This window comes from Mycobacterium sp., assembly GCF_035653355.1.
In the GTDB taxonomy this organism is placed as follows: domain Bacteria; phylum Actinomycetota; class Actinomycetes; order Mycobacteriales; family Mycobacteriaceae; genus Mycobacterium.
Genome location: NZ_DASRBZ010000662.1, coordinates 1 through 2,456 on the forward strand (window position 1 = coordinate 1; position 2,456 = coordinate 2,456).

Sequence of the window (2,456 nt, forward strand, 5' to 3'; positions counted from 1 at the left end):
ACCGATATGGGCAAGCAAGTGATCGGCGACGGTCGTTGCTGGCAGTAGTGTTCCGGCGCGGATGTCGACGGCGTAACCGTTTAACCCATCGCGGGCAGCCCGCCAGTGTGCTACGCGCAGCAGTTCCGGGTCTGGGGTTGGGCAGGGTTCTCCGGCGGCGATGTCGGCGAGGGCGGTATCGACCAGCGCGCGGATGACGGCCGCGAGGAACACGGTTTCGGTCGTGGTGGTTGCGGCGTCGCTGACCCGAACTTCGAGCGTGGGAACGTGAGTGGAGACCCGAACGTCCCAGTAGAGGCCGCGACGGTCGATGATCGCGCCGGTATCACAGAGTTGACCAACTATGTCGTCGAAATGGTGTGGTGAGTGAAACAGCGGGGGTGGGCCGGCGACGGGCCAACGAGCCCAGGTGATGGTGCGCCAGCTGGCATAGCCAGTGTCTCGCCCCGCCCAGAACGGTGAGTTGGCCCCGATGGCTACCAGGACTGACAGCCACGGCCGCAGGTGGTTGCTTACCTGCAGAGCTAACGCCCGATCGTCGATTCCGACGTGGACATGGCAGGCGCAGACGCTTTGTTCGTCGTCGAGGGCCCGGAAGGTCTCGACACTGGCGGCATAGCGTGCGCCGGTGGTGATGGGCGGCGGAACCATCGCACCCAGCACGGGGGTGCCTGAGGAGATCACCCGCAGGTCGTGGTGGGCCGCGGCGAGCGCGACGGTGCGCCGCATCGAGCGCACCTGCTCGGCGAGCTCAGCCATCGTGTGGTGGGGATCAGAACGTGCCTCCAGTTGGAAACGCGTGATCTCGGTACCGATCCGGTCCCCGAGTTCCAGGGCCGCCTTGGCAATCACCATGTCTGCGCCCGGGTGGACCGCCCGCGTCCGCGGCTCGATGAGAAGGTATTCCTCTTCCACACCGACGGTGAGTCGAGTGTCACCTGTCATGGCGATTATCTGCCGCTTTGGCAAGGCTTGAGTTGGTGTAGGCCCAGTTGCGGTGTGGTGGTGAGGTAGAGACCTTCGACGGCTCGGTCGGGTGATGTGGGCAGCGGGGCCATGTGGCTAGTGCCGTGACCACCCAGGCCGTAAGGATGGTGTCCTTCGACGGGGCGTTGGAGCGCGTCGTACACGGCGTCGACGGTGTGGTCATTGGTGTCGTGCAAGTCTTCCAAACCCGTCACGATGTTAAGAAACGACTCGTGTAGGCGCAGCCGACTCTGGTCACGACGGCTAAGAGTCTGGGCACAGCGGAAGTAGGAGTCGCGGCCGTCGTGGATGCGGTAAAAGGCGGTGACCAGGACCAAGAGGCGTTCGTAGGCGTGGCGGTAGGCGGTGTCGTAAAACCGTTGGGCGGCGGCTTCTAAGACTTCACCCCGACGCGTACTGCCGATGCTTGCCGCGGCCAGCAATCCGCTGAACATGGCCAAGTGCACCCCGGTAGACAGCAAAGGATCGAGGAAGCAGGCAGCGTCACCCGCCAGGAAGTACGCCGGGCCACAGAAGATGTCAGACACATAGGAATAGTCGGTTTCCACTTTGAGGTCGGTGACAAGGGCGGCATCCCGCAGCATTTCCGACAACAGCTCACATGAGGGGATGGCGTGATGATACAAAGCCTCAACGGACCCCGTTGTGCGCTTGCCTTCAGCGAAAGAGCGTTTATCGGTCACCAGGCCGACGCTGAGTGTGTCGTCGTGAAGCGGGATCGCCCAAAACCACCCCTGTTCGGGGTGGGAAAACACGCCAATAGCGCCTTCGGGGGCCTCGGCGAGCGGATACATACCACGCCAATAGCCCCAGACCGCCACATTGCGGAAGACGTCATGGACGCGCCGGCTGCCGAACTGGCGGGCCAACACACCGCTGCGCCCGGAAGCGTCGATCAGATAGTCGAAAGCAATCTCGCCGTGATCCCCGCCTGAGGACCAAGATGCGCTGGCGGCACGGTCGTCGTGAAAACCGATTCTTTGGACGGAGGTATTCTGGCACACTTGCACGCCTTGGTCACCGGCATGCTCAAGCAGCAGCTGGTCGAACTCCGAACGCACTACCTGCAAGCTGTAGTTCGCGGGTCGGCTGGGGTCGTCAAACCGAAGCGGCCATTCCTGCCCGCCCCACCCGTAGAAGGCGCCCATCTTACGTACAAAACCGTGCTTCTCAATAGTGGATCGCGCGCCGAGCAGATCCAACACCGGAAGCAGCGACGGTAACAACGATTCCCCGATATGATAGCGGGGGAAATGAGTTTTCTCTAGCAGTGTCACGTCAACTCCTTGGCGCGCCAGGAGAGTGGCGGCAGTCGAGCCGGCCGGACCACCACCGATCACCAGCACCTCGGCCCATTTGCGCATACGCCTCCACGACCCTTCCTGTAGATGCTGATACCAGGCACTACTAAACAATTTTACGGCGAGAATCACATTGGGCCCATCGCAGGATCATGCTTGCACGGAAAC

The 2,456-nt window shown here is 62.4% G+C and carries 2 protein-coding genes; both read right to left on the reverse strand.

All coding sequences use genetic code 11. The features are described from left to right. Window positions 1-945, reverse strand: a 945-nt coding sequence (locus tag VFA16_RS22635) for a glutamate--cysteine ligase (protein WP_324969988.1), incomplete at its 3' end; no start/stop codon positions are given. Window positions 946-950: 5 nt separating this feature from the next. Then, window positions 951-2,351 carry an NAD(P)/FAD-dependent oxidoreductase gene (locus VFA16_RS22640; protein ID WP_324969989.1) on the reverse strand — a complete coding sequence of 467 codons (1,401 nt, stop codon included), beginning with the start codon at window positions 2,349-2,351 and terminating at the stop codon, window positions 951-953. Window positions 2,352-2,456 lie beyond the last annotated feature (105 nt).

Coding starts and splice junctions, on each gene's coding strand:
- VFA16_RS22640 (WP_324969989.1), bottom strand. CDS start 2,351: ATGCGCAAATGGGCCGAGGTGCTGGTGATCGGTGGTGGTCCGGCCGGC.